This window comes from Acidovorax sacchari (assembly GCF_042847045.1).
Classification (GTDB): Bacteria; Pseudomonadota; Gammaproteobacteria; order Burkholderiales; family Burkholderiaceae_C; genus Paracidovorax; species Paracidovorax sacchari.
Window position 1 is genome coordinate 1,168,262 of the sequence record NZ_AP035783.1, and the last position, 22,719, is coordinate 1,190,980.

The 22,719-nt window shown below is 68.7% G+C and carries 19 protein-coding genes; 11 read left to right on the plus strand and 8 right to left on the minus strand.

The genetic code is table 11. The features are described from left to right. Positions 1 to 9: 9 nt before the first annotated feature. Genes pelG through ACGHC0_RS05280 form a run of 7 tightly spaced genes read right to left on the minus strand, consistent with a single transcriptional unit; the run spans position 10 to position 12,764 of the window. Positions 10 to 1,383, minus strand: coding sequence for an exopolysaccharide Pel transporter PelG (pelG, locus tag ACGHC0_RS05250; RefSeq protein WP_368354295.1), 1,374 nt, complete (start codon positions 1,381 to 1,383; stop codon positions 10 to 12). After that, on the minus strand, positions 1,383 to 2,921 hold the full coding sequence (gene pelF / locus ACGHC0_RS05255) for a GT4 family glycosyltransferase PelF (protein ID WP_415267613.1): 1,539 nt from the start codon (positions 2,919 to 2,921) through the stop codon (positions 1,383 to 1,385). Before pelF ends, pelG begins: the two co-directional genes overlap by 1 nt. Then, positions 2,918 to 3,931 (minus strand): hypothetical protein, encoded by a 1,014-nt coding sequence (locus ACGHC0_RS05260; protein ID WP_368354297.1) that lies wholly within the window; start codon positions 3,929 to 3,931, stop codon positions 2,918 to 2,920. The genes pelF and ACGHC0_RS05260 overlap by 4 nt, the downstream gene beginning before the upstream one ends. Then, positions 3,924 to 5,342, minus strand: coding sequence for a PelD GGDEF domain-containing protein (locus ACGHC0_RS05265; protein ID WP_415267614.1), 1,419 nt, complete (start codon positions 5,340 to 5,342; stop codon positions 3,924 to 3,926). Before ACGHC0_RS05265 ends, ACGHC0_RS05260 begins: the two co-directional genes overlap by 8 nt. Positions 5,343 to 5,349: 7 nt before the next feature. Further along, positions 5,350 to 5,904, minus strand: a complete 555-nt coding sequence (locus ACGHC0_RS05270; protein WP_415267615.1) for a penicillin-binding protein activator LpoB — start codon at positions 5,902 to 5,904, stop codon at positions 5,350 to 5,352. Between the two features lie 31 nt (positions 5,905 to 5,935). Next, positions 5,936 to 9,943 (minus strand): tetratricopeptide repeat protein, encoded by a 4,008-nt coding sequence (locus tag ACGHC0_RS05275; RefSeq protein WP_415267616.1) that lies wholly within the window; start codon positions 9,941 to 9,943, stop codon positions 5,936 to 5,938. Continuing rightward, positions 9,903 to 12,764 (minus strand): bifunctional glycoside hydrolase 114/ polysaccharide deacetylase family protein, encoded by a 2,862-nt coding sequence (locus ACGHC0_RS05280; protein WP_415267617.1) that lies wholly within the window; start codon positions 12,762 to 12,764, stop codon positions 9,903 to 9,905. Before ACGHC0_RS05280 ends, ACGHC0_RS05275 begins: the two co-directional genes overlap by 41 nt. A gap of 324 nt (positions 12,765 to 13,088) precedes the next feature. Here ACGHC0_RS05280 and galE point away from each other — a divergent pair, with 324 nt between their 5' ends. Further along, positions 13,089 to 14,105, plus strand: a complete 1,017-nt coding sequence (gene galE, locus ACGHC0_RS05285; protein ID WP_415267618.1) for a UDP-glucose 4-epimerase GalE — start codon at positions 13,089 to 13,091, stop codon at positions 14,103 to 14,105. 53 nt (positions 14,106 to 14,158) lie between these two features. Here galE and ACGHC0_RS05290 read toward each other — a convergent pair whose 3' ends face one another. After that, positions 14,159 to 15,478 carry a dicarboxylate/amino acid:cation symporter gene (locus ACGHC0_RS05290; protein WP_368354303.1) on the minus strand — a complete coding sequence of 440 codons (1,320 nt, stop codon included), beginning with the start codon at positions 15,476 to 15,478 and terminating at the stop codon, positions 14,159 to 14,161. Between the two features lie 152 nt (positions 15,479 to 15,630). Between ACGHC0_RS05290 and ACGHC0_RS05295 the strand changes: the two genes are divergently transcribed. From ACGHC0_RS05295 to tatC, 10 genes are all read left to right on the plus strand, one after another. After that, complete coding sequence (locus ACGHC0_RS05295) at positions 15,631 to 16,494, plus strand: D-hexose-6-phosphate mutarotase (protein WP_415267619.1); 864 nt, start codon at positions 15,631 to 15,633, stop codon at positions 16,492 to 16,494. Positions 16,495 to 16,567: 73 nt separating this feature from the next. After that, positions 16,568 to 17,368, plus strand: coding sequence for an imidazole glycerol phosphate synthase subunit HisF (hisF, locus tag ACGHC0_RS05300; RefSeq protein WP_368354305.1), 801 nt, complete (start codon positions 16,568 to 16,570; stop codon positions 17,366 to 17,368). A 63-nt stretch (positions 17,369 to 17,431) separates the two neighbouring features. After that, positions 17,432 to 17,821 (plus strand): phosphoribosyl-AMP cyclohydrolase, encoded by a 390-nt coding sequence (gene hisI, locus ACGHC0_RS05305; protein WP_107158791.1) that lies wholly within the window; start codon positions 17,432 to 17,434, stop codon positions 17,819 to 17,821. Between the two features lie 5 nt (positions 17,822 to 17,826). Next, positions 17,827 to 18,240 (plus strand): phosphoribosyl-ATP diphosphatase, encoded by a 414-nt coding sequence (locus ACGHC0_RS05310; RefSeq protein WP_415267620.1) that lies wholly within the window; start codon positions 17,827 to 17,829, stop codon positions 18,238 to 18,240. An 11-nt stretch (positions 18,241 to 18,251) separates the two neighbouring features. Beyond that, complete coding sequence (locus ACGHC0_RS05315; RefSeq protein WP_368354307.1) at positions 18,252 to 18,641, plus strand: DUF4870 family protein; 390 nt, start codon at positions 18,252 to 18,254, stop codon at positions 18,639 to 18,641. Continuing rightward, complete coding sequence (locus ACGHC0_RS05320) at positions 18,634 to 19,671, plus strand: patatin-like phospholipase family protein (protein WP_415267621.1); 1,038 nt, start codon at positions 18,634 to 18,636, stop codon at positions 19,669 to 19,671. The genes ACGHC0_RS05315 and ACGHC0_RS05320 overlap by 8 nt, the downstream gene beginning before the upstream one ends. A 33-nt stretch (positions 19,672 to 19,704) precedes the next feature. Further along, entirely contained in the window at positions 19,705 to 20,061 is a 357-nt protein-coding gene (locus ACGHC0_RS05325; RefSeq protein WP_013593485.1) for a histidine triad nucleotide-binding protein, read from the plus strand. 85 nt (positions 20,062 to 20,146) lie between these two features. Then, positions 20,147 to 20,410 carry a Sec-independent protein translocase subunit TatA gene (gene tatA, locus ACGHC0_RS05330; protein WP_026432668.1) on the plus strand — a complete coding sequence of 88 codons (264 nt, stop codon included), beginning with the start codon at positions 20,147 to 20,149 and terminating at the stop codon, positions 20,408 to 20,410. A 60-nt stretch (positions 20,411 to 20,470) separates the two neighbouring features. After that, entirely contained in the window at positions 20,471 to 20,965 is a 495-nt protein-coding gene (tatB, locus tag ACGHC0_RS05335; protein ID WP_107128818.1) for a Sec-independent protein translocase protein TatB, read from the plus strand. 54 nt (positions 20,966 to 21,019) lie between these two features. After that, positions 21,020 to 21,817 (plus strand): twin-arginine translocase subunit TatC, encoded by a 798-nt coding sequence (gene tatC, locus ACGHC0_RS05340; RefSeq protein ID WP_074687200.1) that lies wholly within the window; start codon positions 21,020 to 21,022, stop codon positions 21,815 to 21,817. The last annotated feature ends 902 nt before the right edge of the window (positions 21,818 to 22,719 follow it).

The following is a 22,719-nucleotide window of genomic DNA, read 5'->3' on the forward strand; positions in this document are numbered from 1 at the left end:
TGCCGCCGGCTACTGCAGCATAAAAGTTTCGTATTCCAACCGGTTCAGCTGTCGAGACAATAAATACATGCCCGTGCACAGCGTGAGCAGGGTGGCGATGGCGAAGCCGTAGCCGTACAGCGCGGCGCCCGCATGCAGCGTGAAGCCGGTCAGCAGCATGTTGAGCAGCACGAACTGCACGCACAGCATCAGCACGATGCGGCGCTGGTCCAGGTAGAAGAACACGTTGAGGATGGCCATCAGCCCCACCTGCAGTCCCGCGCCGATCACCTGCACGTGCAGCAGCGGCAGGTAGAGGCGCGAAATGCCCAGGCCGCTCAGGATGGCCGGCCCGGCGACGAAGGTGATGAGCACGGCCAGCGTCTGGATCTTGCCGATCTCTCCCAGGCCCTGCTGGATGGAATAGACCATCTCGTCGCGCATGGCCTCGATGTACTCCAGCGAGCCGCCGCTGCGCACGGCGTCGTAGAACTTGTCGTAGTACTCCACGAAATCGGTCTCGATGCGCACGAGGAACACCGCCATGCCGGGAATGATGGACAGGTAGGCCAGGAACACGGGCAGGTCGTAGATCAGCGAGGCCCGCAGCGCCCCGATGATGGGCTCGGAGGTGGGCGGGAAGTACCAGAACATGAACTTGTCCACCCAGATCCCGAAGTTGTAGAGGAAGCCGATGGCGACCAGGGAAGGGTAGAGCAGCTTGCGGTCCGCGAAGTCGAAGGCGATGATGCGGCCGCGCGGGTTGAACTCGCGCACCACGAGCAGCCACATGCCCGCGAGCAGCAGGTAGTTGCCCAGCACGAAGCCCGCCAGCAATCCTTCCAGGCCCCAGGGCCGCATCAGCAGCGCGCTGACCACGATGACGGCGTACGACACGCCGAAGAGCGCCACGATCTCCTTGTAGCGCTTCATGCCCGACAGCAGCACGGTGAGCACCCACACGTCGCACATGAGGGTGAAGCCCGCGAGCATGAGCATGCGGTACACCAGCCCCAGGTGCGGCAGCACGGTGAAGAGCGCCAGCGTGCCCAGGGCCGCGGCGGCCAGCGTGGTCACCAGCAGCAGGCCGTGCAGGTTGGGCAGGATCGAATCCTTGCGCTTTTCGAAGAGGCGGTCGGACACGAAGCGCGTGAAGGCCAGCTGCACCAGGCCGGTGAGGATGAGGCTGCCCGCCACCATGTAGGTGACGGAGGTCTGGAACTGGGTGACGAGCACGCCCGGCACCACCACGCTCGCGCTGAAGATGCCGATGAGCAGGATGCCCACGATGGAGAACACCCAGGGGCCGGAGCCGATCACGCCCGCGTAGGCGTAGGCCTGCACGAGGCCGACCAGGGTGTTCTTGCGCAGCATGCGCCGCAGCTCGAATCCGATGCCAGCCATCAGCGGGGTCCCTCCGTCTGTTCGAACGCCCGTTCGTACACGCGGCGGTAGCGGTCGAACATCAGCGCGTCGGTGTAGTAGCGCTCCACGCGCGCCACGGCGGCGCGGCTGGCCGCGTGCCAGGCGGGCGCATCGTTGAGCAGCGACAGCGACGCGTCCGCGAGCTGCTGGGGGTCGGCGATGGGCACGACCTTGCCGGAGGCGCCGAGCGCGCGGTCTTCCTCGTCCAGTCCCTCGATGAGCTGGCGGCACGAGCCCACGTCGGTGGAGACGGCCGGCACGCCGGCCGCATAGCCTTCCAGCAGCACCAGGGGCAGCGCCTCGCTGATGGACGAGAGGATGATGAGCCCGATGCGCGGCATGAGGTCTTCCACCTTCTGGAAGCCCAGGAAGCGCACGTTGTTCTCCAGGCCCAGGCTGCGCACGAGGTTCTCGCATTCCTGTGCGTAGGCCGGGTCTTCCTCGGTCGGGCCGGCGATCCAGCCTTCGGCGTCGGGCCGCTGGTTCACCACGCGGCGCATCGCGCGGATGAAGGTCTTGATGTCCTTGATGGGGACCACCCGGCCGATGAGGCAGAGGATGGGCGGTACCTCGGCGGGGCGCTGGCCGCGCAGCGGCGCGAAGCGGCCGAGCTTGATGCCGTTGGGGATGTTGAAGGTGCGCGCGGGATCCGCGCCGTCGGCCACCTGCCGCAGCCGGTTGGCCTCGTAGAGCGCGATGATCGGGTCGGCCGCCGCGTAGCAGTAGTAGCCCAGCCACTCGAAGAACTGGATCCACATCTGGCGGAAGTACGACAGCTCGGTCGGGTCGCGCTGGAAGATGTTGCGGTTGTCGCGGATCCACTCGCTCTTGAACAGGTCGATCTTGCGTTCCTTGGTGTAGATGCCGTGCTCCGAGAGGATGAGCGGCACGCCGCGCATCTGCCGGACCAGGCCGCCCAGGTAGCCCGCATAGCCGGTGGAGGCGCTGTGCACCATGCGCACGCGCAGCATGCTGCGGGCGACGCGCGCGAGCATCCAGAGCGGCTGGTACATGATGCGCACGGTCCAGAAATAGTCCACGAAGGACGGGTCCGTGCAGTGCTCGCGGTAGCTCTGGCAGATGATTTCCCAGGCGCGCTCGCTGTAGAGGAAGTCTTCCAGCGGCAGGCGCCCGCCGGGCTGCATCTCCAGGCTGATGCGCTGGAAGGCCTCGATGGCCGCGGGGCTGCGGTCGCCGAGCCGGAACGAATCGACGAGCGTGCGCACCATCTCGAGCGCGGCGCGGTCGCCGCGGCGCCGAGCGGGCATGGAGCGCACGCCGAGGTGCTCGTAGAGGTAGTGCTCCTCGAAATGCACCACGTTGGGCGGCAGTTCGTACTTGAACCCGGAATAGTCCTCGCGCCGGCTGCCCAGGAAGATGATGGCGAACCGGTATTCGGGGTAGGCGCGGATGATCTGGTTGATCCAACTCGACACGCCCCCGCTCACGTAGGGGAAGGTGCCTTCGAGCAGCAGCGCGATGTCGGCTTCCTGGGCCTGGGGGCGGACGTCGCTCATCGGGCGTTCCAGTAATCGAGCACCGGGCGCAGGCGCGGCAGTGCGCGCCACTGGCCGAGCTCCTGCAGCAGCGCGCGCGCCTGCGCGTAGTCGCGCCGCTCGAAGCACAGCTCGGCCTGGTAGGGCAGCACGCGCGTGGCCGGCAGGCCCAGTTCCCGCGCGCGGGCATAGGCCTCGCCCGCCTCGTCGGTGCGGCCCTGCGCGTGCAGCAGGCGCCCGCGCCGCAGGTTGAGCTGCGCGTTGCCGGGGGACTGGGCCAGCACCATCTCGCAGTAGCGAAGGGATTCGTGGATGGCGTGGGTGCGCAGGTCGCCCTGCACCAGTTCCTGGTACACCAGCTCCCAGTAAAGATCGGAGAGCCGGTGGGCGGATTCCAGCATCAGCGGGCCGGGCGTGGTGCCTTCCTCGGCCTGGGCGCGGCGCATGGCGTCGAGTTCGCTGTCGATGGTGCGGTTGATGCGCTTTTCCAGCGTGTCCAGCATGCCGTAGGCGAGCAGCCGCAGGTCTTCGCTGGGATCGCTGAGGATGCTGCGCAGCAGGGGCGAGGCGATGCGGCCGGAGACGTGCTGCAGCGCCACCATGGCGCGCATGCGGGTCTGCATGGGGGCCTGGGCGTTGCCCAGGAAGGACCGCAGCCCGGCCTGCCGGAAGCTCGCCTGCATGCGCTGGTGCAGGTCGAATTCGGGCAACTGCAGGGATTCGAAGTCGTCCTGCCCGGTCGGCGAGCGGTACAGGCGCAGCACCACCACGCCCACCACCACGCCGACGAAGCCGGCGATGGGGATGGCGTAGCTGAAGGCGGCCATGAGCACCAGCACGGGCAGGCGGGGGCGGGCCTGCTCGCCCGAGAGCAGCGGCAGCAGGCACAGCGCGAGCATGGCGCAGGCCAGCGCGTGCACGATCAGGTAGCTCGCGAGCGCGGCGTCGGAGCGGCCCTGCAGCATCAGGGGGCCGCTCCAGGCGCCCAGTTCGAGCAGGAAGGCCGAGATGCCGAGCTTGAGGTTAAGCATGGGCGATCCTGTGCAGTTGCTCCAGCACCGCAAGCGGTTCGCCCTCCAGGGGCAGCACGTGCGGGAAGATGCCGGATTCGGCGAGCGGCTGGCCGCCCTTCTGCCGGGACCAGTTCTCGAGCCGGTTGATATAGCCCTCCGCCGTGGCCATATCGCCCAGCGGCATGAGCACCGCCAGCACCTGGCGCTCGGGGCCGGTGATCAGCCAGCTTTCGTCGAGCTCGCGCTTCAGGCGCTCGATCTGGGCCGGCAGGCCGCGCTCGACGGCGCGGGGCAGGAACTCGAGCGCCACGATGATGCTGGGCACGCTCGTGGTGTCGCGCATGTGGGACAGCCGCCGGGCCTCGAAGGCGAAATCCGCCGGGCAGTCGGGAATGCGCTCCATGATCGGGCGCGCCAGGGTCTGCATGGCTAGGCCGTCTGTGTAGTAGCCCAGCAGCAGGTTGATGGTCTGCAGGTTCTCGTCCTGCAGCGAGAAGAACGGCATGTCCTCGATCACCAGCAGGCCGTAGATCTCCCCGCCCAGGTCCAGCAGCGGCGCGACGGCGAGGTAGCGTGTCTGCTGCTTGTGCGTGAGCAGCTGGCTGATGTGGCAGAGCTTGCGGGTCTCCAGCGCCTGCTGCACCAGCGGGTCGTGCGTGTCCAGCGGCTCGGCGCCGCTGCCGATGCGGGCCACCGGTTCGGCTTCCACGCGGTCTTCGGTGGCCGCGTGCAGCGCGGCCGATTCGAGCTGGCAGTACTGCGCGAGCAGGCGCAGCAGGGTCTGCGCGCCCTGCGCGGCGTCCTCCGGCGCGCCCGTGTCCACGCTCTGCAGCGTGGAGAGCGCATCGCGCATCGACATGGGCCGGCCGATGAGCTCCTGCTCCAGCCGGTCGTGCGACAGGCGCAGCAGGTAGTACTGGCGCACGAGGTGCTCCAGGCGCTGGTCGAGGTAGAGCTGCACGTTCTCGGCGCGCCGGGTGCGGGCCTGCCAGAGGCTGGAGAACTCGCCCACGATCAGCACCAGGATGAGGCCGCCCAGGAAGAACAGCTGCGGAAAGCGGTCGTAGTGGCCGAGGTTGGTCAGCAGCCAGCCCGCGAGCAGCACCACGGCGCCGCCCAGGCCGGCGAGCGGCCCGTAGCGCAGCGCCACGATGACGGGCGCGAGCCATGCCCAGGGAAAATCGCCCTCGCTCCAGATCGGATCCTGCGGGTGCAGCAGCAGGCCCAGCGCGATCGCCAGGCCCGGCAGCAGCAGGGTCTCCAGCAGCATGATGGCCGGGCGCGTGTCGGTGGCGGCGAGCTTGCCCAGCAACTGCTGCGGCAGCGGGCGCAGGCCCGTGCGCCCCGAGGGGGGAATGGCACTGGCGGGCGCGGCGCCGACCGCGCGGCGGCGGCCAGGGGAGGGCGGGGGGGACTTCTCCGGCGGCATGGCGGGGTCAGCGCGCACCGGACAGGCCGGAATCCATCAGGCTGCGGATCAGCTTCTGCGCCACGCCCGAGAGGGATTCGCGGCTCCATCCGCTCTTGCCGCCCGTGCCGCTCCAGAGCGTGTCGCCGGTTGCGACGTCGATGATCTGCAGCGTCACGCCGGCCGCGGGCTCGCCGTCCACGCCGACCTTGTAGCGCCATTCGTCCACCGCGCCGGCCAGCGCGTACCTGGCCTGCTTCTCGCGGGCCCAGGCCTGCACCTCTTCCTGGCGCTTGGCGTCGCCCGCGTCGAACAGGGCTTCCTGTTGCGTGCCGCCGGGGTAGCGCTGCACGCGGCCCACGCCGCGTGCCTGCAGCAGGGCCAGGGCGATGGCTTCCGCGCGGTTGCCGGCCAGCGGCGTTTCCGTGTGGTTCGCGAACGGCAGGACCACCCAGCTGGCGTTGCGCTCCAGCGGCGGGGGCGTGCCGCGGTCGATGGTGGAGCACGCCGCGAGCATCACCAGGATCAGGCCGCCGGCGGCGCAGTGGCGCAGGCGTTGCAGCAGGGTGCGTGGATGTGGCATGGGATGGTCCTTTCTTCTTTGGAGAAACGCGTCAGAAATGCAGCCGGTAGCTGAAGAGCAGGCTGCGGTTGAGCCCCTGCTGCAGCTGCAGTCCGGATTTGCTCAGGCCCCAGGTCAGGCCCAGGTGGTCGCCGCCCAGCACGCTGCCGGCCATGCCCAGGCGCACCTCGTAGCCCGGCCCGAGCCGGCTGTGCCAGGTGCGGCTCGCGCTGGCGTAGGGCCGCAGCGTGCGGGAATACTCTTCCTCGTAGCGCATGTTGGTCGATACCTGCAGCCCGTAGTAGGTGAAGCTGTCGGGCAGGAAGTAGTCCGGCCCCGGCACGATGCCGGGCAGCAGGTAGCGCTGGAACTCGCGGTCGCGCGGGGCGAGCGAGAAGATGTCGGTGCGCGAGAAATCGTGGCGCGACCAGAAGGCGCCGAACTCCAGCAGCGGCGCTTCCTGCCGGTAGGTGTGGATGTAGCTCAGCGTGGTGTGCCGTCCGCTGCCCAGGTCGGCGCCGGTCTGCAGGCGGTAGCGTTCGTCCGCATATTCGAGCACGAAGCGGTCCAGGCGCGATGCCTGGTAGCGCAGGCTGGCACCCGCGCGGCGTTTCATGCCGGCGATGCGCAGCGCCAGGCTTTCCTGGCTGGGCAGCTGGAATCCGAGTTCCATGCGCAGCGACAGGCGGTTGTCGATGCGCTGCTCGTGCTCGATCTGCACGGGCGTATAGGCCTGGAAGCTCACGCGGCGGCCCGCGCGCAGCGTGGTCTCGCCGTCCGGATGGCGCCAGTGCAGGCGGGCGTCGAACACGCTTTCATCCGGCGGATTCACCACCACCAGCGGGTCGGTGGAGCGGCGCCGTATGCTGGCGAACTCCAGGTCCAGCGCCATGCGCGGATTGAAGGCGATGTGGAACCGGCTGCCGGCTTCGTCCTCGTCCAGGCCGCCCAGCTGCTGGATCTTGCCGTAGCCGCCGGCATGGTCGCTGAACGCCAGCAGGGTCTCGGTGAGCTGCAGCTGCAGGGGTTCGTCCTCCCGCTGCTCGCCCTGCGCGTCGAAGGCCGCGGTCTGCGCGAGCCGCACGTCGTCCACCGCCCGGGCGGCGTTGACGCGGTCGTAGCGGGGCAGGCGCTCGTCGAAACCTTCCAGCAACTGGCCGGTGGCGGCCTTGTCGTCCTCGGCCAGCGCCACCGTGATCTCGGCCCAGAGCGGCCGGTTGGTGCGCGTGCCGCGGGCGCGGGCGTACTGCTGCCAGAGGTAGCCGCGCTCGGCGGTGTACTCGCCGGCATCCTGCAACCAGCCGATGGCGGTCTCGGCCGCCGCGTTGGACATGCGGCCGCGGTCGTCCGTGTCCATGCGCAGCAGTTCGCGCAGCACGTCCAGGGCCGGATCGCCGGGACGCTGGGTGAGCATGAGGCGCGCGCGGGCCACGCGGCGCGTGGTGTCCAGCCCTTCCTCGGTGAGCCACCGGGCGCGGGCCTGCTGCGGCGTGAGCCGCTTGCCGCCTTCGCCAGCCTGCCGGGCCGCGCGCCATTCGCGCGAGAGCAGTTCGCGGCGCAGGCGCCAGGAGCGGTCGGTCTGCTGGTTCTGGTCCAGCGCGTCCGCGTAATTCATGAGCCACAGGAAATCGTCCTGGTGCTGCGCCACGCGCGGCGTGAGGTAGCGCTCCAGCGCCACCTGCGGCAGCGAGAGCGCCTGGTAGGCGGCGGCGAGCGCGTCGTGCACGTCCTCGTCGCGCGCCCAACTGCGCTCCTGCGTGGTCAGCAGGGTGCGCAGCGAGACCGCATCGTTGCTGTCGATGAACAGCCAGATCAGCGCCTGCCGCATCTCGGACGAATCGGGGCTGGCGCGCAGGCCGTCCTCGTAATAGCGCCGCGCGCGGGCGAGATCGCCCTGGGCCTGGTAGTAGCCGCCCGCCAGGCGCAGGAACTCGGGAATCTCGCGCAGTGCGGCGACCGCCTGCCGCGTCTCCTGCGATCCGGCTTCGAGCTTGCGCATCAGCGGGCCCATCGCGTCCCACTGGTTGCGGCTGGAATAGACCGACAGTGCATCCACGAGGTAGCGCGGGTCGCCGAATTTCTCCCAGGCGAGCGCCGACACCTTGGCGGCCTCGAGCGGCTGGTCGGCCATGAGCAGGCGGATCAGCGCGTCGTAGTCGGAGCGGTCGTGGTCCTTGGCACCGACCAGCGCGCGGTAGGCCTGCACGGCCAGGGCCTGCCGCTGCCGGCTCTCGGCCAGCTGGCCCGTCAGGCGCCAGAAGTCCATGGCGGCCGCTTCCGGCGGGGCCTGCCGCTGCTGTGCGGCTTCCAGCCAGCCCAGGCCTTCGTCGGGCCGGTCGTGGGTGAGCGCGAGCACGGCCGCACGCATGGCCCGCTCGGGGGTGAGCTGCTTCGGGTCCGCCAGCAGGCGGCGCCAGGTCTCCAGCGCCAGCGTGGGCTGCCCCGCGCGCTCGGCCAGCTGGGCCAGCAGTTCCACCGCCTCGGGTATCTTGCCGTGCTGGCGCAGGTAGTCGATGGCCGGCTGGGGCTCGCCGATGCGTTCGTAAGTGGCCACCAGCTGGCGGATCAGCGCGAAATCGTCGGGCCGCTGGCGCAGCTGGAAGCGGATGGCCTGCACCAGTGCCGTGTCGTCGAACTGTCCCGGCGCGATGCGCAGCACCGCCTGCCAGGCGGCTTCCTTCTGCGTGCGCTGCGCCACCACCAGCCAGTTCTGCAGCGCCACGCCGGGCCGCTGTGACCATTCCGACACCTGGGCGAGCCGCCCGCGCCAGGCCAGGTCGTCGGGCCGTGCCTGCACCGCGGCATGCGCGATCAGCCAGGCATCGTCGAGCTTGCGGTTTTCCAGGAAGACCTCGAACGCGATGCCGTAGATCTTCTCGTCGTAGGGCAGCAGGTGCGCGGGGATCGGCACGGGCGGGGCCGCGACCGCGGGAGCGGCGGGCGCGGGCGCCGGCGCGGGGCCCGCCGTGCGGCGGAATTCCCAGCCGTTCGCCGCGCCGGCGCCGGCCGCGGACGGCAGCGAGATCACGGGCGGGCGCAGCAGGTGGGCGCCGTCGTCGTAGCGCTGTGCCGGAGCCGGGGCCGGGGGAGGGGGCACGTGCCAGGCCATGGGGCGCAGCATCGCGCCGACGGGAGGCATTGCCGCGGCCAGCGCGGTGGCGTCGTCCTCCCATTGCCGCAGCCAGGACATGCGCAGCAGCTGCCGCACATACCGGTCCGCGACGGCGGGCTTGCCGGCCGCGCGCGCCAGCTGCGTGATCATCAGCAGCACCTGCGGATCCTTCGCCAGCGGGCCGATCTCGCGTTCGGCCATCTCCAGCGCTTCCACGGGGCGGTTGCCCGACTGCAGGGTGCGCACCGCGGCCATGTAGAAGGCCTTGGCCTGCTCCGCATCCGGCGTGGCACGGCGCGCCAGGAGGTACAGCTCCGCGGAGCCCGCGTAGTCCGACTGGCCCAGGGCCTCCTTCGCGGCACGCTCGTAGAGCAGGGCGGCTTCCCGCGGGTCGGTGGCCTCCTCGGCCATCCTGCGGGTCATCGCGGCCCCGAGCACGCGGTCCTGCAGTTCGGCGGCGCGGCGCGTCAGCAGCACGCGCCGTTCCAGCGGCCAGGGCTCGGCGGACAGCGCGCGCAGCTGCCGCAGCAGGTCCTCGCGCATGGCCTTGCGGTAGGTGGCCTCCCGCTCGGGCGTGCGCTGGTACTCGGCGTACGACAGCTCCCAGAGCGCCCAGAGCGCGTCGCGGTGGATCTGCGGGTCGGACGAGTCCAGCGCGGGCTGCAGCGTGGCGCGCGCGTCGCCCATCTGGCCGACGGCGATCTGCCGCTGCGCGAGCAGCAGCCGCAGGCGCGGGTTGTCCGGATCGCTGCGCAGCAGGTTGTGCAGGTAGGCGACCGAGAGCGCGGAGTTCTCGGTCTCGGCCAGCCGGCGCTCCAGATCCTGCCGCGGGTAGAGCAGCCACAGGCCGCCGCCCACCATGCCGGCGAGCAGCGTGATCAGCCAGGGCGGCGCTAGGACGGGCCGCTCAGCGGGCTGGGCACTGGAGCTGGATTTGCGCAGCAGCATGGGTCAGTCGGTAGGCGAGGACGTCGGGGCCGGCCGAGGCGGCCTGGCGTTCCGGGGCGATGGCGCGCTGGTCGGCGCGCACCTGGCAGCCGCGCGCGTTCGCGAGGCTGAAGACGATGGGTGCATGGCCCGCGAGCCGGAAATCGGTGCGCGTGCCGTCGGCCGCCACGCTCCAGTCCGCGAGCCGGGCGTTGGCTTCGAAAAGGTAGGGCGCGGGCCGCGCTGCCGCCATGGCTGCCGGGGCGGGCTCCGTGGGGCCGGCCGTGGTGCCGGGGGCCTGGTCCGTGCGCAGCCAGGCCGATCCGCCCGTGAGGTGCACGTACAGGCCTTCGGATCCGCCGCGGTAGCCCGCCACGCCCTGGCTGGCAGACAGCTGCGGCGTGCCGAGCGCGCCGGGCAGGCGCAGCGTGCGCAGTTCGCCGTCGCCGCGCACGCGCCAGCCGCCGCCGTCGCGCGCGATGGCGAAGGTGTGGAAGTCGCGCACCTTGCGGATGTATTCCGACGCGAACACCGGATGCAGCGGCTGCGCCATGGCCCAGTCGTACACCTTGCGCAGCGCGGTCAGGCCCGCGCGCTTGCTGGCGGAATACACGTGGTAGTAGATGTCCACCGGCTTGATGCGCCGGGGCTTGTCGGTCATCTCGAAGCTCTGGATCACCTGCTCGAAGCCGTAGTAGGGGCCCTTCCAGAGGTTGGTGTAGATGTTCTCGTTGGTGATGGGCGCGTACACCTGCAGGTAGCCGTTCTTCTGGATGCCGAAGGCGCCGATGGCCGTGAGCGACGGGTTGGTGCGCGTGATGGAGGTATCGCCGCCGTTCATGTTCAGCAGCCCCGCGCGCTCGGTGATCTCCAGCGCCTCCGCGTTGGGTGCGGTGTCGCCCGACCACAGCAGGATCTTCACGCGCTTGTCGGGCGGGGCGAGGCGGCTGTTGATGTAATCGGTGGAGCCCACGATCTCGCGGCGCAGGTCCATGGTGTAGCCCGGCACGTCCAGGCTCATGGCGGCTTCCGAGTTGTCGCTGAACAGGCCGTGGCGCACGCTGCGGTCCCAGAGGAACGGGTGCGAATACGTGTGGCTGGCGATCTCCACGTGCGGCAGGCGGAACATGCGCCGCGCGATGTCCTCCATCTCCGCGCTGGTGTCGGGATGCAGCCCGTGGGGCGCGACCTCGGCCTCGATGACCGACATGGTCTGCGGCACCTGGGTGTATTTCTCGAAAATTTCCTTGAGCAGCACGCCGCCCGCGTTGGGGCTTCCCGCCAGCTCCGCGCGCGAGGGGAAGCCGTCGCCGTCCACGTGCGAGAACAGCAGGCGCCGGCCGTTTTCGGTGGTGACATCCGGCACCGGCAAGGGCTGTAGCCGCAGCGCCTGTGTGAGGAAGGCGAAGGGATCGACCATCCAGCGGGCGTAATCGGTGCCGGGCACTTCCGTCACCACGAAGGGATCGACGACGAAGCCGCCCCACGGCAGGATGGCGCCGCCCAGGTACGAGCCGCCACGCGCGTCGCGGTGCTCGATCAGCGCGCGCGCGGGCTGCAGGGCCGGGGCGCCGTTGCGCATCACCCATTCGAAGCGCGAGCCGCTGGAAGGCTGCACGGCCAGCTCGAAACCCATCATCGGGTCCTGCACGGCCACCCGCTGCTCGCCGCGGGGCGGGCTCGCGTTGCCCTTGATGCCCAGCGCCTCGTTGAACTGCCGGTCCAGCGCGAAGCCGAAGTTGCCCATCACGGCGAGCGGCATGCGTTCCCCGAGCCGCGCGGACAGCCACTGGCTCACGGTGCGCACGCGGCCCTCGGGCAGGTAGCCCGAGAACCAGGTGACGATGCCCGCGTACCGGTCCTGCAGGATGCCTTCGGGCAGCGGGTTGCGCACGTCCGCGTAGTCCACCACATAGCCCATGTGGTTGAGCGGCATCTGCAGGAAGCGGTGGGGCGACGAATAGTTGAGCGACAGCGACTCGCCGCCGTAATAGACGACCAGTACCCGGCGTGGCACCAGCTCGACGCTGCCCACGCCCACGGTGCGCACCTGCCCGTCGGTCACCCAGGGGATGAAGCCCAGCTTCTGGATGCGCTCGGCCGTCGCGCGGGTGAGTTCCCGGTCGGCGGGCGGCACGTAGTCGATGGCCAGCACCGGCAGGCCGTCGCGCTCGTGGATGGTGCGCAACTGCCCCAGCAGCCATTCCCGGTCGGAGGCCTTCACTTCCTCGTAGCGGCGCGTATTGGCGTTCCATCCCTGGAAGAGCGACTCGGCGGCGACCATCTGCACCTTGTCCTTGACCCGGGGCACGATCTCGAAGCCCCGGTTCAGGATCAGCCGGATGCCGGGAAAGCGCTGGTGCAGCGTCTCGATCACCCGCACGAGGCCCTGCTGCTGCGCCGCCTCGTCGAACTGCCTGGCCAGGCGGTACGAATCCAGCGTGTCGAGGAAGAAGCCCCGATAGCCTTTCTCCCACAGGGGAGCGACCACCCGGGTGGCGAAGAATTCGGGCCACTCGGCGGGCGTCTGGTCGATCACCTCGGAGTTCCAGGCTCCGTTGCGGGCCATCTTCCAGGCGTCGGGGATGTCGCGGAAATACGCGCGCGAGGACTGCACCTCGGCCACGGAGACGTAGGCATAGAGGGCACTGCCCGTCTTCGCGAAGGCCTGCGGGTCGTAGCCGTGGTCCGGCTCGACCACCACGATGTCGAACACCTTCAGCTCGGACAGCGGGGCGGAGGGCCCGTAATGCAGTGCCACCGCCGGAGACGCGGCCCAGGCCGCTGCCGCGGAAAGCTGCGCGATCAAACAGAAAAACAACAGTCTCAGGCGTCTGGACACGGCTCGTTGGGCTTATGGGTGAGAAAACGTCTAAGGGTTTGCCCGCGGTTGGCGGGGCCCGCCGGAGCGCCTTGCCCTGTGGGTCTTGGGTCACTCCCTCCTATGGAATACATCGTGGCCCAAGCCGGACGCTGTGGTTAATCCCATAGAAAAAAACAATTTATTGTATTGTTTCAATAAGTATCAATTCTCGTGCACTCTTTGCTGCTTTCAGCAGATCCCCCTTCCGGCAGGGGCCTGGGCTTGCGCACTGACCGCATTCCGGAGTTGGCCTCCCGGTATTACGCAGGCCAGAATAGAGTGGATTCACTGGGAGCAGATCGCGTGATACTTGTAACGGGCGGGGCCGGATTCATCGGCTCGCATACCTGCGTGGCACTGGCCGAGGCCGGGTTGCCATTCCTCATCCTGGACAATTTCTGCAACAGCCGCCGCTCGGTGCTGGAGCGCGTGGGCCGCATCACCGGCCGCGTGCCCGACCTGGTCGAGGGCGACGTGCGGGACGAGGGCCTGCTCGCGCGGATCTTCGCGGAGCGTTCCATCGATGCGGTGATCCATTTCGCCGCGCTCAAATCGGTGGGCGAATCGGTGCGGGAGCCGCTGTCGTACTACGACAACAACGTGGCCGGCACGGTGGCGCTGCTGCGCGCGATGCGCAAGGCGGACGTCCGCACCCTGGTGTTCTCCTCGTCCGCCACCGTGTACGGCGAGCCGGCCTCCCTGCCCATCCGCGAGGATTTTCCCCTCTCCGCCACCAACCCGTACGGCCAGAGCAAACTCATGATGGAGCAGGTGCTGGCCGACGTGGACGCCTCCGAGCCGGGCCGCTGGCGCATCGCCCGGCTGCGCTACTTCAACCCCGTGGGCGCGCACGAGAGCGGCCTCATCGGCGAAGACCCGCAGGACGTTCCCAACAACCTGCTGCCCTACGTGGCCCAGGTGGCCGTGGGGCTGCGCGAGCGCCTGAGCGTGTACGGCGGCGACTACCCCACCCCCGACGGCACGGGCGTGCGCGACTACATCCACGTGTGCGACCTGGCCGATGGCCATGTGGCGGCGCTGCGCTACCTGCGCGCGCACCCCGGCCTGCTCACGGTGAACCTGGGCACGGGGCGGCCCGTGTCGGTGCTGGAGATGGTGCGCGGCTTCGAGGCCGCGAGCGGCCGGCCGGTGCCCTACCAGGTGGTGGCGCGGCGGCCCGGGGACGTGGCCGCCTGCTGGGCGGACCCGGGGCTGGCCGAACGGCTGCTGGGCTGGAAGGCCCGCCACGGCCTGGACCGGATGTGCGCCGATGCCTGGCGCTGGCAGGACGGCGTGGCCCGCACGCTGCAGGCGGGCTGAAAAAAAGCAAGGGGCCCGGCGCTGTCGCGGGGCCCCTTGCGGCGGGCGGGCGGTCAGGCCGCCGTGGCGGTGCCCGGAGTGCCTGGGGGGGCCTCGTCGGGCTGGGTGTCCAGCGTGGCGGCGTGCACGGCCGCATCCTCTTCCGACAGCAGGGCGTCTTCCCACTTCGCCACCACCGCCGCGGCGATGGAGTTGCCCACGGCGTTCGTCGCCGAGCGGCCCATGTCCAGGAAGGTGTCCACGCCCAGGATCAGCAGCAGGCCGGCCTCGGGGATGTGGAACTGGTTCAGCGTGGCGGCGATCACCACCAGCGAGGCGCGCGGCACGCCGGCCATGCCCTTGGAGGTGAGCATCAGGATCAGCAGCATGGTGATCTGCGTCTCGATCGGCAGGTGGATGCCATAGGCCTGCGCGATGAACAGCGTGGCGAACGTGCAGTAGATCATCGAGCCGTCGAGGTTGAACGAGTAGCCCAGCGGCATCACGAAGCTGGACACCCGGCGCTTCACGCCGAAGCGGTCGAGCGCGTCCAGCAGCTTGGGGTAGGCGGCTTCGGAACTGGCCGTGGCGAAGGACAGCAGGAAGGCCTCGCGGATGTTGCGCAGCAGCTTGAACACGCGGCCGCGCAGCGCGATGAAGCCCGCGGTGATCAGCAGCGCCCAGAGGATCACCAGGCCCATGTAGAACTGGCCCATGAACAGGGCGAACTTGGCCAGAATGCCCAGGCCGTTCACCGCCACCGTGGCGGCCATGGCGGCGAACACCGCCACGGGTGCGAACCGCATCACGTAACCGGTGATCTTGAGCATGGCGTGGGACAGTTCCTCCACGCAGCGCACCAGCGTGCGGGCCTTGTCGCCGAGGCTGGCGAGGGCGACGCCGAAGAACATCGAGAACACCACGATCTGCAGGATCTCGTTGTTGGCCATCGCCTCCGCGAACGACTTGGGCACGAGGTGGTTCACGAACTCCTTGAGCGTGAACTTGCCCGTGGCCAGCTGCGTCGCCTGGTGGGTGTCCGGCAGCGGCAGGCCGAGGTTGGCGCCGGGCTGGAGCACGTTGGCCAGGATGAGACCCAGGGCCAGCGAGACCAGCGAGGCGGTCAGGAACCACGCCATGGCCTTGAGGAACACGCGGCCCACGGCGGCGGCGTCACCCATGTGGGCGATGCCCACCACCAGGGTGGAGAAGACCAGCGGCGCGATCAGCATCTTGATCAGCCGCAGGAAGATGTCCGAGAGGATCGATACGTAACCCGCGACCGCCGCCTTGTCCGCGACGTGGGTGTTGATCAGGTATCCCGCGAGGATGCCGATGATCATCGCGATCAGGATGCTGACCGTTGGGGGAAGCTTTCTTTTGTTCTCTGGCATGGTGCAAGGCAGAAATGAGCAATGGATCCCCCGGCGCTCTCCTTGCGCCGTTGGCGGGGTGGCGCATTGTCGTTCAATACGCGGTGCGTACCCGGGCCGCAACGCGCCCGCCTTGCGGCCGCTCAAAGGCCGTCACTCCTACAATCCGAAATATGACAGCCACCGCTCCGGCCGTGCCCGCGGCCTCCCTCCCGCCGTTTCCGGACCTGCCCGCCATCCGCCTGCACAGCCCCCGGTCGGGCGCCGCCACCGTGGCTTTCCAGGGGGCGCAGGTGCTTTCCTGGACCACGGCGGACGGCGTCGAGCGCCTGTTCCTGAGCCCCCGATCGGCCCATGACGGACGCACCGCGATCCGCGGCGGCGTGCCGGTCTGCTGCCCCCAGTTCAACCAGCGCGGGGCTTTGCCCAAGCATGGCTTCATGCGAAATTTGCCTTGGAAATTGGTATCCGAGTCGTCAAACGGTCACGTGACGGGTGCCGTGATGGCGCTCGGGGACGACGAGGCCACCCGGGCGATCTGGCCCCATGCCTTCCAGGCGCTGCTGCACGTCGAATTGTCCGGGGATGCGCTGCGCGTGTCGCTTACGCTGCGCAACACCGGCGATGCGCCCTGGTCCTTCACCGGCGCGCTGCATACCTACCTGCGGATGGCGGACATCGCCCGGGCGCAGGTGGACGGGCTGCAGGGCTGCGCCCGCTGGGACGCGGTGGCCGACCGGCGTGGCGTGCAGGAGGGCGCGGTGCGCTTCGACGGTGAATACGACAGCGTGTTCGAGGCCCCCGGCGCGCCGCTGCGCGTGGACACGGGGCAGGGCGTGCTGTCCGCCACCCAGGGCGGCTGGGCCGAGAATGTCGTCTGGAACCCCGGCGCGGAGCGCTGCGCGGCGCTGCCGGACATGCCCGCAGACGGCTTCCGCCACATGCTGTGCGTGGAGGCCGCCTGCGTGCACCGGCCCGTCGACGTCGCGCCCGGTGCCGAATGGACCGGCTGGCAGCGGTTCGAAGTGCTGCGCTGACGGCTCCCCGGGGTTGCGCTCCTCTTTCTTCCCTTCTTCCTTCCTTTTCCTTTCTCTCTCGCAGGATCCGCCCATGCTGGCCAAACGCATCATTCCCTGTCTGGACGTCACCGGAGGCCGCGTCGTGAAGGGCGTGAACTTCCTGGAGCTGCGCGATGCCGGCGACCCGGTGGAGATCGCCGCACGCTACAACGGCCAGGGGGCCGATGAACTCACCTTCCTGGACATCACCGCCACCAGCGACGGGCGCGACCTGATCCTGCCCATCATCGAGGCCGTGGCCAGCCAGGTGTTCATCCCCCTCACGGTGGGCGGCGGCGTGCGCACCGTGGAGGACGTGCGGCGCCTGCTGAACGCGGGTGCGGACAAGACCAGCTTCAATTCCGCCGCCATCGCCAACCCGGAGGTGATCGACGCCGCTTCCGCGAAGTACGGCGCGCAGTGCATCGTGGTGGCCATCGACGCCAAGCGCCGCACCCCCGAGGAGGCCGCGCGCCCCGGCCCGGACGGCGCCCCCCGCGGCGACGGCTGGGACGTGTACAGCCACGGCGGGCGCAAGAACACCGGCCTGGACGCCGTGCAGTGGGCTACCGAGATGGCCCGCCGCGGCGCGGGCGAGATCCTGCTCACCAGCATGGACCGCGACGGCACCAAGTCCGGCTTCGACCTGGCCCTGACCCGCGCCGTGAGCGATGCGGTGAGCGTGCCGGTGATCGCCTCGGGCGGCGTGGGCGGCCTCGACGACCTGGCCGACGGCGTGCAGCAGGGCGGGGCGGACGCGGTCCTGGCCGCCAGCATCTTCCACTATGGCGAATACACGGTGGCGCAGGCCAAGGAACGCATGGCCGCGCGGGGCATTCCCGTGCGCCTCTAGAGGCATGGCCCGGTGGGCATCGGTGTCATGTTGCAGTGCAGCAAAAAAGTGGAGAATGGGGCGATGAACTGGCTCGATGAAGTGAAATGGGATGCGCAGGGCCTCGTGCCCGTGATCGCGCAGGAAGCAGGCACGGGCGACGTGCTCATGTTCGCCTGGATGAACCGCGAGGCGCTGGCGAAGACGGCCGAACTGGGCCGCGCGGTGTATTTCAGCCGCTCGCGCGGCAAGCTGTGGTTCAAGGGCGAGGAATCCGGCCACGTGCAGACCGTGCACGAGATCCGGCTCGATTGCGACAACGACGTGGTGCTGCTCAAGGTGACCCAGCTGGGCCACGAGCCCGGCATCGCCTGCCACACCGGCCGGCACAGCTGCTTCTTCAGCGTGCTGAAGGACGGCGCATGGCAGGCCGTCGATCCGGTCTTGAAAGACCCCGAATCCATCTACAAGTGACAGTGATGAACCACGATTCCCTTTCGCCCGTGGCCGTGCCGGCCGTGCATTCCGGCGACGCGCTCGCCCGGCTCGCCGCCGTGATCGAAAGCCGCAAGCCCGCCAACGGCGGCGACGCCGACAAGAGCTACGTGGCGCGCCTGCTGCACAAGGGCCCGGACGCCTTCCTCAAGAAGATCGGCGAGGAGGCCACCGAGGTGGTCATGGCCGCCAAGGACGTGGACCACGGCGCCGACGCCTCCAAGCTCGTCTACGAGGTGGCCGACCTCTGGTTCCACTCCATGATCGCCCTGGCGCACTACGGCCTGGCGCCCGCCGACGTGGTGGCCGAACTGGAGCGCCGCGAAGGCACCAGCGGCATCGAGGAAAAGGCGCTGCGCAAGTCGCTGCAGCGCGCCGCCGACGAATCCCAACCCTGAGGACCGCCGACATGAACCGCAACGACATCACCGACATCGACCTCGACGCGCGCGCCGACGGCCTGAAAACCATCGGCTGGGTGAGCTACATCCTGCACCTCATCGTTGCGGTGGGCGCCGTCATTCCGGGTGCGCAACCCGGTGCGGCGCTGCTCATCATCGCCCTCGTCATCGACCTGGTGAAGAAAAGCGATGCCGAAGGCACGTGGCAGGCCTCGCACTTCTCCTGGCGCATCCGCACCGTGATCTGGGCGGGCGTGCTCTACCTCGTCACGGCGCCGCTGTGGCTGCTGTTCGTCTTCCCCGGCTGGATCGCCTGGGGCCTGATCTCCATCTGGTTCCTCTACCGCATCGTGCGCGGCATGGTCGCCATGAACAAGGGCCAGGCCATCGATGTCTGAACAGGCTGCGCCGGCGCCGGGCTCGGTGCCCCTGAACCTCGCCCTGCAGGGCGGCGGATCGCATGGCGCGCTCACCTGGGGCGTGCTGGACGCGCTCCTGGAAGACGGCCGCTTCCACTTCGAGGGCATCAGCGGCACCAGCGCCGGCGCGATGAACGCGGTGACGCTGGCCCACGGCTTCGCCCAGGCCGCCCACCAGAACCCCGGACTGCGCGGCGAGGCGCTGCACGAGCGCGGCTGCGCCATGGCGCGCGAGGCCCTGACGCGGCTCTGGGAGGGCGTGGGCGCCATGGGCAGCCTGATGTGGGGCGTGCCGCTCGCCTCCACGCCCCTGATGGGCATGATGTCGCAGTGGCTGTCGCCCTACCAGACCAACCCGCTGGGCATCAACCCGCTGCGCCGGCTCCTGGAGCGCGAGGTCGATTTCGACGTATTGCGCGACGCGCCCGGGCCGCGCGTCTTCGTCTGCGCCACCAACGTGCGCACCGGCCGCGGCGTGATCTTCTCGGGCCAGCGCCTGAGCGCCGACGCGGTCATGGCCTCGGCCTGCCTGCCGCTGCTCTTCAAGGCGGTGCAGATCGAGGGCGAGCACTACTGGGACGGCGGCTACTCCGGCAACCCCGCGCTGCACCCGCTGATCTACAAGACGCGCTGCGCCGACATCCTGCTGGTGCAGATCAATCCCATCGAGCACACCGAACTGCCCGACAGCGCCGCGGACATCATGGAGCGCATGAACGAGGTCACCTTCAACGCCAGCCTGCTGGCCGAGATGCGCGCCATCGAGTTCGTGCGGCGCCTGCTGGCCGAGGGCAAGCTGGACGCGCAGCGCTACAAGAGCGTTCGCATGCACCGCATCGACGGCGGCTCCGTGCTGGCCGAGTTCGGCGCATCGAGCAAGCTGCGGGCCGACCTGCCGTTCGTGCGCCAGCTCTTCGCGCTCGGCCGCGCGGCCGGCCAGGCCTGGATCGAGCGCCACCACGGGGACGTCGGGGTGCGGCCCACGGTGAACATCGCCGACAATGCCTGACGCGTTTCCCGACCCGATTCCCTTTCCCACGCCATGCACGATCCCGACTGCCTTTTCTGCAAGATCATCGCCGGCCAGATTCCCTCGCGGAAGGTCTATGAGGACGACGAAGTCTTCGCCTTCCACGACATCCACCCCGGCGCGCCCGTCCACTTCCTCATGGTGCCAAAGCAGCACGTGCACTCCATGGCCGGCGTGACCGACGCCCATGCCGGCGTGCTCGGCCGCATGATGGTGCTGGCGCCCAAGCTGGCGCTGGAGCAGGGCTGCAATCCCTATCCGGACGGCGGATTCCGCATCGTGGTAAATACCGGCACCGAAGGCGGGCAGGAAGTGCACCACCTGCACCTCCACGTGATGGGTGGCCCCAGGCCCTGGCTCAAGGGCTGAAACCGCCCCCGGCGGCGGTCAGGGATATGCAACTTCCGTGACGTGCGCCGGGTCTAGAATGGGCCGTATTCGTTAGGAGATTTCCATGGGTTCCTTTTCCATCTGGCACTGGCTGATCGTGCTGCTCATCGTGGTGATGGTGTTCGGCACGAAGAAGCTCAAGAACATCGGTTCCGACCTCGGCGGTGCCGTGAAGGGCTTCAAGGACGGCATGAAGGACGGCAGCACGCCCGACGGCACGCCCGCCTCCACCACCGCCGCCACGCCCCCGGCAGGGCAGGTGACGAACCAGCAGGCCCACGCCGCCGACCCGGGCACGATCGACGTCGAGGCCAAGCACAAGGGCTGACCGCTCCTGTCCTGTCTCCTGTCCCCCCTGTTTCCCTGCTGAACCGCCCTCCCGCCTTCCATGATCGACATCGGCCTCTCCAAGATGGCGCTGATCGGCGCCGTGGCGCTCATCGTCATCGGCCCCGAGAAGCTGCCCCGCGTCGCGCGCACCGTCGGCACCCTCCTGGGCAAGGCGCAGCGCTACGTGGCCGACGTGAAGGCCGAGGTCAACCGCTCCATGGAGCTGGACGAGCTGCGCAAGATGAAGGACACGGTGGAGACCGCCGCACGCGACGTTCACCACAGCTTCCAGACCCACGCGAGCGAATTCCAGAAGGACTGGGAATCCGGCACCTCCGACGCGGCCGCAGCCGGCCACGACGGCACCCTGGATCCCGCCGCCCTCGAGGGGCCATCGTCCCGCATCGTCCCGACCTACAAGCACCCCGGCAAGAACTGGCGCCTCAAGCGCAGTGCCACCCCGCAGTGGTACAAGGCGCGCGCCGGCGTGCGCACCAAGGCCCAGTCGGGCGCGGCGCGCGTCGCGCGCTTCCGGCCCCGCAAGTTCCAGTGATGGCCCGCTGACGGCCGCGTCCGCGCGGCCCCGCGCGGGCCGCCCACCTCCACCATGTCCGAAAAACCCTCCCTCGAAGACGAGCTGGCCGGTACCGAGCAGCCCTTCGTCGCGCACCTCATGGAGCTGCGCGACCGCCTCATCAAGGCCGTCGTCGCCGTCGGCATCGTCGGGGTCGTGCTCTTCTTCTATCCCGGGCCGGGCCGGCTCTACGACCTGCTGGCCGCCCCCCTGGTGGCGCACCTGCCCGCGGGCGCGACGCTGATCGCCACCTCGGTGATCTCGCCCTTCATGGTGCCGATCAAGATCCTGCTGATGTCGGCCTTCCTGATCGCCCTGCCCGTGGTGCTCTACCAGGTCTGGGCCTTCGTGGCGCCGGGCCTGTACTCGCACGAGAAGAAGCTCGTGCTGCCCCTGGTCGTCTCCAGCACCGTGCTGTTCTTCGCCGGCGTGGCGTTCTGCTACTTCTTCGTGTTCGGGCAGGTGTTCAGCTTCATCCAGAGCTTCGCGCCCAAGAGCATCACCGCCGCGCCGGACATCGAGGCCTACCTGAGCTTCGTGCTCACCATGTTCCTGGCCTTCGGCCTGGCCTTCGAGGTGCCCGTGGTCGTCGTCGTGCTGGCGCGCATGGGCATCGTCGATGTGGCCAAGCTCAAGAGCTTCCGCGGCTACTTCATCGTCGTCGCCTTCATCATCGCCGCCGTCGTCACCCCGCCGGACGTGGTGTCCCAGCTCGCGCTGGCCGTGCCCATGTGCCTGCTGTACGAACTGGGCATCTGGGCGGCGCAGATCTTCATCCGGCACACGCAGGCGCCGGAGGATGCTGCGGAGCAGCGGGAGCCGTCGGCCTGAGGGTTGGGCACGTGCTTATCCCCGCAGGCCACGGCATCGCGGCGCTCAGGTAAAACCTGTTGCCTCTAGTCAAGTCAGCAGGTTTCTTGTTGGAAGATCTATGCAGGCACTAGCATAGGAAACGCCCTAAATCCGTATTGACGTGCCCAAATGCGTTGTCCGTTGGGCAAAGTCCGATAGGGCCGAAACACGATCTTCATACCAGCAGGAATGGGGAAGTCAAAACTCAGTTGCTTGCTCATGCTGTTTACCTCCTTTCTCAGACGAGCGTTGCCACGGGAGGGGTGAGCTAAAGTAGACTTGCGGTCGCCAAACACGCGTTGAAAATTTCAGCGCACAACCCTCAACACACGTCGTCTGTCGAGTGTCCGTAGGGAAAAAATGGGTCATGGGCTGAAGCTCATGGCCCATTTTTCTTGCAGGTGTCTCAGGCATACAGACGTCTAAGCCTCTTGCCAGAGTGAGCTAGCCAAACGCCGAACGCTCCTGCCATGATCAGGAGGGCAAAGCTGATCGCACTTTCGGGAATCCACCAAGTTGGAATTCCGGGCAAGACATCGCTGAGCGACACGTCCGTTGTATGCGTCTGTGAACCAAGCGCATGCACGATCGAAATGGCCTTCACAGGTACCTGCAATAGACATCCAGCCGTACAGCACATGAGGGCGCCACGAAAGATGAGGTGGCCCGTCGTGATAGCCACTTGAGGCTTGCTCAATAAGTTCGCTAGCAGGGTTTCCGATAGGCGATAGAGCATCACTTCCCCTCTCTGCGAACCCCTTTGAAGGGTTCCTTGCTGGAGGTTTTGACGTCCATGAATCGTCCTGTCTCTGCATCACGTTTTACATAGTGACCAGATGGTGTTTGTGTTTGGCTGCGTTGACGCACAGCACCGACTCTGT

What these genes read in the sequence shown, in the direction of transcription:
- pelG (WP_368354295.1), bottom strand. Translation starts at nt 1,383, where the DNA reads ATGGCTGGCATCGGATTCGAGCTGCGGCGCATGCTGCGCAAGAACACC.
- pelF (WP_415267613.1), bottom strand. Translation starts at nt 2,921, where the DNA reads ATGAGCGACGTCCGCCCCCAGGCCCAGGAAGCCGACATCGCGCTGCTG.
- ACGHC0_RS05260 (WP_368354297.1), bottom strand. Translation starts at nt 3,931, where the DNA reads ATGCTTAACCTCAAGCTCGGCATCTCGGCCTTCCTGCTCGAACTGGGC.
- ACGHC0_RS05265 (WP_415267614.1), bottom strand. Translation starts at nt 5,342, where the DNA reads ATGCCGCCGGAGAAGTCCCCCCCGCCCTCCCCTGGCCGCCGCCGCGCG.
- ACGHC0_RS05270 (WP_415267615.1), bottom strand. Translation starts at nt 5,904, where the DNA reads ATGCCACATCCACGCACCCTGCTGCAACGCCTGCGCCACTGCGCCGCC.
- ACGHC0_RS05275 (WP_415267616.1), bottom strand. Translation starts at nt 9,943, where the DNA reads ATGCTGCTGCGCAAATCCAGCTCCAGTGCCCAGCCCGCTGAGCGGCCC.
- ACGHC0_RS05290 (WP_368354303.1), bottom strand. Translation starts at nt 15,478, where the DNA reads ATGCCAGAGAACAAAAGAAAGCTTCCCCCAACGGTCAGCATCCTGATC.
- ACGHC0_RS05295 (WP_415267619.1), top strand. Translation starts at nt 15,631, where the DNA reads ATGACAGCCACCGCTCCGGCCGTGCCCGCGGCCTCCCTCCCGCCGTTT.
- hisF (WP_368354305.1), top strand. Translation starts at nt 16,568, where the DNA reads ATGCTGGCCAAACGCATCATTCCCTGTCTGGACGTCACCGGAGGCCGC.
- hisI (WP_107158791.1), top strand. Translation starts at nt 17,432, where the DNA reads ATGAACTGGCTCGATGAAGTGAAATGGGATGCGCAGGGCCTCGTGCCC.
- ACGHC0_RS05310 (WP_415267620.1), top strand. Translation starts at nt 17,827, where the DNA reads ATGAACCACGATTCCCTTTCGCCCGTGGCCGTGCCGGCCGTGCATTCC.
- ACGHC0_RS05315 (WP_368354307.1), top strand. Translation starts at nt 18,252, where the DNA reads ATGAACCGCAACGACATCACCGACATCGACCTCGACGCGCGCGCCGAC.
- ACGHC0_RS05320 (WP_415267621.1), top strand. Translation starts at nt 18,634, where the DNA reads ATGTCTGAACAGGCTGCGCCGGCGCCGGGCTCGGTGCCCCTGAACCTC.
- ACGHC0_RS05325 (WP_013593485.1), top strand. Translation starts at nt 19,705, where the DNA reads ATGCACGATCCCGACTGCCTTTTCTGCAAGATCATCGCCGGCCAGATT.
- tatA (WP_026432668.1), top strand. Translation starts at nt 20,147, where the DNA reads ATGGGTTCCTTTTCCATCTGGCACTGGCTGATCGTGCTGCTCATCGTG.
- tatB (WP_107128818.1), top strand. Translation starts at nt 20,471, where the DNA reads ATGATCGACATCGGCCTCTCCAAGATGGCGCTGATCGGCGCCGTGGCG.
- tatC (WP_074687200.1), top strand. Translation starts at nt 21,020, where the DNA reads ATGTCCGAAAAACCCTCCCTCGAAGACGAGCTGGCCGGTACCGAGCAG.